The following is an 8,442-nucleotide window of genomic DNA, read 5'->3' on the forward strand; positions in this document are numbered from 1 at the left end:
GTACTTGCCTCAGTCTCTCCGTATCAACAAAAAACATGAAGCTTCCCGCAAGGGCTTACCCCCTCCCAGCCTCCCCCTGCAAGCAGGGGGAGGAGCCAGAGCTACTGCAACTGTGCACCCTCACTACTCGCCCCTCGCCCCTCGCCCCTCTATCATCAGCGGTTCGCGTTTTAAGGAAGGCAACCATGAGCGTCATCGCGTCGCAGATCGACCCGCGTTCTCCCGAGTTTCAGGCCAGCAGCGCGCAACTGCGTGGGTTGGTCGACGACCTGCATCGCGAACTGGCGCGCAGTGCGGAAGGCGGTGGCGAGAAGGCACGCGACAAGCACACAGCGCGCGGCAAGCTGTTGCCACGGGAGCGCATCCGCGCCCTGCTTGACCCTGGCTCGCCCTTCCTGGAACTGTCGCCATTGGCCGCCCACGGCATGTACGACGATGCCGCGCCAGCGGCGGGCATCATCACCGGCATCGGTCGAGTCAACGGTATCGAAGTCGTCGTCGTCGCCAACGATGCCACCGTCAAGGGCGGCACCTATTTTCCGATCACAGTGAAGAAGCACCTGCGCGCGCAGGAAGTCGCGCTGGAAAACCGCCTGCCCTGTGTCTATCTGGTCGATTCCGGCGGCGCTTTCCTGCCATTGCAGGACGAGGTCTTCCCGGACAAAGAGCACTTCGGGCGCATCTTCTACAACCAGGCACGCATGTCAGGGCTCGGCATTCCGCAGATCGCGGTGGTCATGGGCTCGTGCACTGCCGGCGGCGCCTATGTGCCGGCGATGAGCGACGAGACGATCATCGTGCGCGAACAGGGCACGATCTTCCTCGGCGGGCCGCCGCTGGTGAAGGCGGCGACAGGCGAAGTGGTCGATGCCGAAGCGCTGGGAGGCGCCGACGTGCACACCGCCATTTCCGGTGTCGCCGACCACTATGCCGAGAACGATGCGCACGCTCTGGCCATCGCACGCGATATCGTCGCCAGCCTCAACCGGCGCAAGTCGATGCCGCTGGCACTGCGCGACCCGGTCGAACCGCGTTACGCGGCCGACGAGCTCTACGGCGTCATTCCGCAGGATACCCGCCGCCCGTTCGATATCCGCGAAGTCATCGCGCGCATCGTCGACGATTCGGAATTTCACGAATTCAAGGCGCGCTACGGCAAGACGCTGGTCTGCGGCTTCGCGCATATCCACGGCTACCCCGTCGGCATCATTGCCAACAACGGCATCCTGTTTTCCGAAAGCGCGCTCAAGGGCGCTCATTTCATCGAGCTGTGCAACCAGCGCAACGTACCGCTGGTGTTCCTGCAGAACATCACCGGCTTCATGGTGGGCAAGAAATACGAGAATGCCGGCATTGCCAAAGATGGCGCCAAGATGGTGACCGCGGTGGCCTGCTCGCATGTGCCGAAATTCACCGTGGTCATCGGCGGCAGCTTCGGCGCAGGAAATTACGCCATGTGCGGACGCGCCTACGGCGCACGATTCCTCTGGATGTGGCCAAATGCGCGTATCAGCGTGATGGGCGGCGAACAGGCCGCTTCGGTACTGGCCACCGTGCGCCGCGATGGCATCGAAGCGGCGGGCAAATCCTGGAGCGCCGAGGACGAAGAAAATTTCAAGGCGCCGATCCGCGACCAATACGAACGCCAGGGTCATCCGTATTACGCTAGCGCACGGTTGTGGGACGACGGCATCATCGACCCGGCCGATACGCGACGCGTACTGGGGCTGGCGATCTCCGCTTCGCTCAATGCGCCGATCGAACCGCAGCGGTACGGTGTTTTCAGGATGTAGCGGCCGCAAGCCGCACGAGAAAGAAAGTACAGGGGAAAAATCAGGATGATCGTTGGTATCGATCTGGGCACGACGCACTCGCTGATCGGCATGTTCGGCGAGGGCGGTCCCAAGCTGTTCGTCAATCCGCTGGGCGAATATCTGACGCCCTCCGTCGTCAGCCTGGACGAGGAAGGCCATGTATTGGTCGGCCAGGCTGCCCGCGACCGCATGATCAGCCACCCAGGCAGTACGGTGGCCACGTTCAAGCGCTGGATGGGCAGCGCGCGCGAGACCGGCCTGCGCGGACGGAATTTCCGACCGGAAGAACTCTCGGCACTGGTCCTGCGCGCGCTGATCGCCGACGCCGAAGCGGCGACCGGCGAGAAGGTCACCGAAGCGGTGATCAGCGTGCCGGCCTATTTCTCCGATGCGCAACGCAAGGCGACCCGCGCCGCAGGCGAACTGGCCGGGATCAAGGTCGATCGGTTGATCAATGAGCCTACCGCCGCCGCGCTGGCTTATGGCCTGCAGGAAAAACCCGATGGTTCGCGCTTCCTGGTGTTCGACCTGGGCGGAGGCACCTTCGACGTCTCGGTGCTGGAGATGTTCGACGGCGTGGTCGAAGTCCATGCCAGCGCCGGCGACAACTTCCTGGGCGGCGAGGATTTTCTCGATGTGCTCGAAGGCGCGTTCCTTGCGGATCATCAACTGGATCAGCAAGCGTTGTCCGTGCAGGAGCGCGGCGTGCTGCGTCGCCGGCTGGAACAGGCCAAGCGCGAATTGACCTCGCGCGCCGATGTCACGGTCGAACTCGCGCTGGGCGAAAAGCAGTTCCAGTGGCGCATCGATGAGGACCGCTTCGGACGTCTCACCGAAACCCTGGTACAGCGCATGCGCCTGCCCTTGGAACGCGCCATGCGCGACGCCAAGCTGCAACCTTCGCAATTGAACGAGATCGTGCTGGTCGGCGGCGCCAGCCGCATGAGCCTGGTCGCGCGGCTGGTATCGCGCATGTTCGGCCGCCTGCCCTTGCGTCACGTCAACCCCGACCAGGCTATCGCGCTGGGCGCCTGCGTCGCTGCCGGCCTGAAGGCGCGCGACCAACGGCTCGAAGAAGTCATTCTCACCGATGTCTGCCCTTATACGCTGGGCATTGCCTCTTCGCGGCGCGACGAAACCGGGGCGGAGCAAACGGGCTTCTTCTCGCCGATCATCCATCGCAACAGTACGGTGCCGGTCAGTCGCGAAGAACAGTATTTTCCGATGCGCGACAACCAAACCCGGTTGAATATCGAGGTCTACCAGGGCGAAAGCCCAATGGTCGATCGCAATATCAAGCTGGGCAATATCGAGATCCCGCTGCCGCCGAAGCGCAGCCGTGGCGAGAACGCGGTCACCGTGCGCTTTACCTATGACATCAACGGTGTCCTGCAGGTCGAGATCAAAGTCAATTCCACCGGCCAGCGCCATGAGCTCGTGCTGGAGCAGAACCCCGGCATACTCGACCCGGCCGAGATCCGTGCACGCCTGGAAGCGTTGAACAGCATCAAGGTGCATCCGCGCGACAAACAGGAAAATCTCTCCGTGATCGCCCGGGCCGAACGGCTCTACGAAGAGCTGCTGCAATACCGCCCGCAGTTGCAGGAATGGATCCTGCATTTCCGCAGCGCCCTGGAAACACAGGACGAACACCTGATCCGCGAACGGCGGCAGCGCTTCGCCGAAGCGCTCGATGCTGTCGAGGCGGGCTCGTGAATCCTTCGCTGGCCTGGCTCGGCTTGCCGGACGATGCCGACGAGCGCGATATCAAGCGTGCCTATGCCGCGCGGCTGAAGACAGTGCGTCCCGATGAAGACCCGGCGGGCTTTCAGTTACTGCGCGAGCATTACGAACAGGCGCTCGCATGGTGTGCGCACCGTATGCGTATGGCCGAAGCCGAAGCGGTCCCGGCGATGTCCGATAACGCCGAGGCAGACCATGGCGGCGAAGAGACATGGCATACCGAGGAGCATGATGCCGATGAGCGGGATACACGGATCGCGCGCCCTCCCCGGGTTGTCCCGCCCATAGCGGCGGACGAAGACGTCGTCCGTACCATCCTTCGTACCGTACCGCCGGCAGCGCATACCGAACCACCCGTACGGCCAGCGCGGATGCCGCCCCCGGTACCGGAGGGCAGTCCCAAGATCCCACCCATCACGGCGCCCGATCCACAGAGCTTCGTGACGGCCTATATTCCGCAGGCGATCAAGCTTTCGCCGCCGCAGTTGGAGGGTTGGCTGCACAGCCGTGAAGATCTGTGGTCGCTGAACTTCAAGAGCCGCGCTGGCCAACTGCTGTTGCAGTCGCTGTTTCGCGAACCGCAAGCGATCGGCGCCCTCAACCTCGACGCCACACTGAGATTCTTCGGACTGGATCATGCCCAGAGCGGCATCGACCCGCTGCAACTGCACCGCTTGCGCAGCCATATGCAGGAGCGCCACGAGCTGCTGCTCAAGCACAAGGCGGAAGTTCTGCCTTGGGGAATCAATGCGGCTGCATTCGACCTGGACACGTTTCTCGCATGGTGCAGCGAGCACGCCGAAGAAGGCGAGCGCAATGCCATGGCGGCCAAGCTTTATGTGCAGCCGGCCCTGAATGCGGCAGCCGTGCGCGAACGAATCGCACCCGCATTACTGCAACGCCTGTCCAGCGGCCGCTATCCATTGCCGCAGGAAATCGCCACGTTGCTGCTGCAGTACTTCAACGTCGGCAGTGTGGCGCAGCGCGAGAAGATCGACATCAGCGACCTGCCTGCACGCTTGCATATGCGCTGGCTGATGCTGCCCAAGAACATCGGAAAACTGGCAAAGCAGACGCGCGAACCCAGCGAAGCGCATGACCCGGGCGCAGCGAAACGGCGCCTGCGTACGGTAACCAGGCCATTCCAGTGGTGGCGTATTTTGCTGATCTGCTTGGTACCGCGATTGCCGATGCGCCTGGGAATGTTCCTGTGGCGCTTCTGTGGCGGCGTGCCGCAGCGGCTGGATGGCATCTCCGATACCCGCACCGCACGCTGGTGGATCGGTGCGGCAACGCGTCAGCGCATGACCGCGCCCCGCTGGTTCATCACTGCGTGGCGCGGCCTGGTGGTAACAGCGCTGGCCGGCATCCTGAGTCTTTACCTGCATCTGTTCGATCCGCCGTACCCTCCCAGGGACGCCTGGCTGCCAGTGACCCTGGCCGGCATCGGCAGCCTGCTCTGCCTCGGCTACTTGACCCTCGTCAGCGTCATGCTGTGGCAATGTCAGCCGGAACAGCCGGCCTCGCACCCGCGCATAACGTGGCGTCTATGCTTCGTCCCGTTGTTGTGCCTCATCGGCGGCAGCATCTTCGTCGTCACCTATAGCCTGTCCAGCCATCCACACGTGGACCCAGCCGACGCCTACTCGCGAGCAATCATGTACTCGCAATTCGTCCTGATCCCGACGCTCTGGTTTGCATACATGCGTTTCCGCGTCCGCAATGCCGAACGCAAAAGCTGGAGCATGCCCAGCAATCTTGTCTTCGGCTATTTCTTTCTGATGGCCTTGGTTGGCTTATTCGCTATCCCGCTGCTCAGCGCCATCGTCGCGTTGGGCTTCTGGCTTGCCGATCTCCTCAAGCAGAACAAGAAGCGGAAGGAAGCGCTGCGGGCCAAGGCCGCATAAACCGCACGTCAACGCTGCCGCGGACGAAACTCCAGCGGCTGCACATCCGGCCGCGCCTGTTTCGGTGGCGTCGGCCCGCAGCTTCCGCAACTGCCGCAGCCGTCGCCGCAACTGCCGGTGGCCTGCTTCGGTTGCAGCCAACGGCCGAGGCTGCGCTGCCACGAGGCACGCCAGGGCTTGTTCAAGCTGGCCGAGGCACCCGCGCGCACCCGCGTGCTCACGCCCGGCAACAATTTGCCGAACGCATAGACGGCGCTGCCCAATACCAGCAGACCGATCACAACCGCCTGGACGACAGCGAACGTATTCACAGCAAAGCCCTCGCTACCTGATAGGTCACCAGCGAAGCCAGATAGGCCAGGCCAAACAGATAGCCCGCGGTCAGCGCGACATTGCGCCAGGAATTGGTCTCGCGACGAATCACCGCCAGCGTCGACATGCACTGCGGCGCAAATACGTACCAGGCCAATAGCGATAAAGCGGTGGGCAAGGTCCACGTCTGCGCAATCATCGGGCCCAGTTGGCTGGCTACTGCGTCGTCGGTACCTGACATGGCGTAGACCGTGCCCAACGCCGATACGGCGACTTCGCGCGCGGCCAGCCCAGGAATCAGCGCGATACAGATCTGCCAGTTGAAGCCGACCGGGGCAAACACGTACTGCAACAGGTGACCGATACGTCCGGCAAAGCTGTAGTCGATCGCAGGCTGTGTCGCACCCTCCGGTGCGCCCGGGAAGCTGGATAGAAACCACAGCAACACGGTCAAGGCGAGGATGATGCCGCCGACGCGGCGCAGGAAGATCTTGGCACGCTCCCACAAACCCAGTGCGATGTCGCGCACATGCGGCATGCGGTAGGACGGCAGCTCCATCAGCAGCGCGTGCTCGCTTTTGTCCTTGCGGAAGCGCTTGATGACCCAGGCTACGGTCAGCGCGCTGATAATGCCCACGACGTAGAGCGTGAACAGCACAATGCCCTGCAGGTTGAAGATGCCCCCTACCGTACGCGAGGGAATGAACGCGGCAATCAACAAGGTATAGACCGGCAGACGCGCCGAACAGGTCATCAGCGGCGCGACCAGGATCGTGGTCAGCCGGTCGCGCGGATCGGTAATGCTGCGCGTGGCCATGATGCCGGGAATCGCACAGGCAAAGCTCGATAGCAGCGGAATGAAGGCGCGCCCCGTCAGGCCGGCCTTGAACATCAGACGGTCGAGCAGGAAGGCCGCACGCGGCAGGTAACCCGATTCTTCCAACACCAAAATGAACAGGAACAGGATCAGGATCTGCGGCAGGAACACCAGCACCGCGCCGAGGCCCGCGAACACACCGTCGTTGAGCAGGCTATGCAGTGCGCTATCGGCAGGCAGCGCGGCAGTCACCCAGACGCCGAGCGAAGTAATACCGTCCTGGATCGCGTCCATGATCGGCTTGGCCCAGGAAAACACCGCCTGGAAGATCAGGAACATCAGAACGGCGAGAATCCCCAGCCCGAACACTGGATGCAGCGCCCAACGATCGAGCGCATCGTCGATCGCCGCGGTCGCGCGCGGCATGCTGACGGTGGCAGCCATCAATGTGCGCACTTGCTCGTGCAGACCTGCACGGCTGGCGGCGTCGTCCGCTTCGGCAGGCGCCGCCACGGGGATATCGCCATCGACCCGGTCGATCAGCGCCTTGGCGCCGCCGCGCTTGACCGCGATGGTCTCCACCACCGGCAAACCCAGCAGGCGTTGCAACTCGGGCACGTCGATCGCGATGCCGCGGCGCTTGGCCGCATCCATCATGTTCAGCGCCAGCACCACCGGGCGCCCGAGGCGCTTGACCTCGAGCACGAAACGCAGATGCAGGCGCAGATTGGTCGCGTCGGCAACACACACGATCAGGTCCGGTGCGGCCTCGCCGGGGTAACGCCCCTCGCAGACATCGCGGGTGATCTGTTCGTCGGGACTGTTCGCGTCGAAGCTGTAGGTCCCCGGTAGATCGAGCAACTGCAGCACGCGGCCGGACGGAGCGAGGAAGCGCCCTTCCTTGCGCTCGACGGTGACGCCGGCGTAGTTGGCGACTTTCTGCCGGCCACCGGTCAGCTGGTTGAACAGTGCGGTCTTGCCGCAGTTCGGGTTGCCCACCAGCGCGATGCGGAGCGTATCGGCGCTCATGCGGCCTCCATCCTTACACTTATGCGCGCCGCTTCGCTGCGGCGCAGGGCAAAGCGCGTCGAACCGATCTGCACCAGCAGCGGGTCGGCGCCCAGCGGCCCCCGCGCCACCAGCCGCACCGGCTCGCCCTCGACAAAGCCCAGGTCGCGCAGGCGTTGCGCGATGGGGTCTTCGGCATGGGCATCTTCGACTCGGTCTACCACGGCGGCAGCACCCTTCGGCAAATCGGACAGGCGCACAGAAATAACTCAAATAAGAATAGTTCGCATTATATATCGTGGCTCGCCCGCTGGGAAACAAGCGTCCATGGCAGTAAAACCTTGCGGTTCAGTGGCTTAACGAACCCAGGCGGTTGCCGCGTCAATACGCCTTGGCCGTAGGGCGGTTCATTGCGGCTTTTTTCCCGGCAGTCAACGGTGAAATACTCGAACGACTTCGCACGTTTATCCGGAAACCCCCATGGCTTCGATCCAGATTACCGACCGCGGCAATGTTCGCCGCCTCACCCTCGCGCGGCCCGAGCTGCACAACGCCTTCGACGACAACTTGATCGCCGAATTGACCGCAGCCATCGAATCAGCCGGTAGCGACGACACGGTTCGTGCCGTGGTACTGACGGGCGAAGGCGCGAGCTTTTCCGCAGGCGCGGACATGAACTGGATGCGCGGCATGGCAAAGGCATCGGAAGAGGCCAACCGCGAGGATTCACTCAAGCTGGCTCGACTGATGCGCAGCCTGCAGTTCTGCCCCAAGCCGACCATTGCGCGCGTCAACGGTGCGGCTTATGGCGGCGGCGTCGGGCTGGTAGCCTGCTGCGACA

General features: G+C 63.3%; 7 protein-coding genes. 4 read left to right on the top strand and 3 right to left on the bottom strand.

All coding sequences use genetic code 11. The features are described 5' to 3' along the window. Positions 1 to 185: 185 nt before the first annotated feature. Genes VIM98_RS16880 through VIM98_RS16890 form a run of 3 tightly spaced genes read left to right on the top strand, consistent with a single transcriptional unit; the run spans position 186 to position 5,464 of the window. Positions 186 to 1,793 (top strand): carboxyl transferase domain-containing protein, encoded by a 1,608-nt coding sequence (locus VIM98_RS16880; RefSeq protein ID WP_331994279.1) that lies wholly within the window; start codon positions 186 to 188, stop codon positions 1,791 to 1,793. A 45-nt stretch (positions 1,794 to 1,838) separates the two neighbouring features. Further along, positions 1,839 to 3,530, top strand: coding sequence for a molecular chaperone HscC (locus VIM98_RS16885; protein WP_331994280.1), 1,692 nt, complete (start codon positions 1,839 to 1,841; stop codon positions 3,528 to 3,530). Then, positions 3,527 to 5,464: a hypothetical protein gene (locus VIM98_RS16890; protein WP_331994281.1), complete on the top strand. Its 1,938-nt coding sequence runs from the start codon at positions 3,527 to 3,529 to the stop codon at positions 5,462 to 5,464. The genes VIM98_RS16885 and VIM98_RS16890 overlap by 4 nt, the downstream gene beginning before the upstream one ends. Positions 5,465 to 5,472: 8 nt before the next feature. Here VIM98_RS16890 and VIM98_RS16895 read toward each other — a convergent pair whose 3' ends face one another. From VIM98_RS16895 to VIM98_RS16905, 3 genes are read right to left on the bottom strand one after another with little or no spacing between them, the layout of a single operon-like run. Then, the gene (locus VIM98_RS16895; RefSeq protein ID WP_331994282.1) at positions 5,473 to 5,775 is read right to left on the bottom strand and encodes a DUF6587 family protein; all 303 of its coding nucleotides are present in this window, start codon (positions 5,773 to 5,775) and stop codon (positions 5,473 to 5,475) included. Continuing rightward, on the bottom strand, positions 5,772 to 7,622 hold the full coding sequence (gene feoB / locus VIM98_RS16900; protein ID WP_331994283.1) for a ferrous iron transport protein B: 1,851 nt from the start codon (positions 7,620 to 7,622) through the stop codon (positions 5,772 to 5,774). Before feoB ends, VIM98_RS16895 begins: the two co-directional genes overlap by 4 nt. Beyond that, positions 7,619 to 7,861: a FeoA family protein gene (locus VIM98_RS16905; RefSeq protein ID WP_331994284.1), complete on the bottom strand. Its 243-nt coding sequence runs from the start codon at positions 7,859 to 7,861 to the stop codon at positions 7,619 to 7,621. The genes feoB and VIM98_RS16905 overlap by 4 nt, the downstream gene beginning before the upstream one ends. 220 nt (positions 7,862 to 8,081) lie before the next feature. Here VIM98_RS16905 and VIM98_RS16910 point away from each other — a divergent pair. Further along, a partial coding sequence (locus VIM98_RS16910) for an enoyl-CoA hydratase-related protein (protein ID WP_331994285.1) occupies positions 8,082 to 8,442 on the top strand: 361 nt, incomplete at its 3' end.

Origin of the sequence: Dyella sp. (assembly GCF_036568765.1) — a bacterium.
GTDB lineage: Bacteria > Pseudomonadota > Gammaproteobacteria > Xanthomonadales > Rhodanobacteraceae > GSA-30.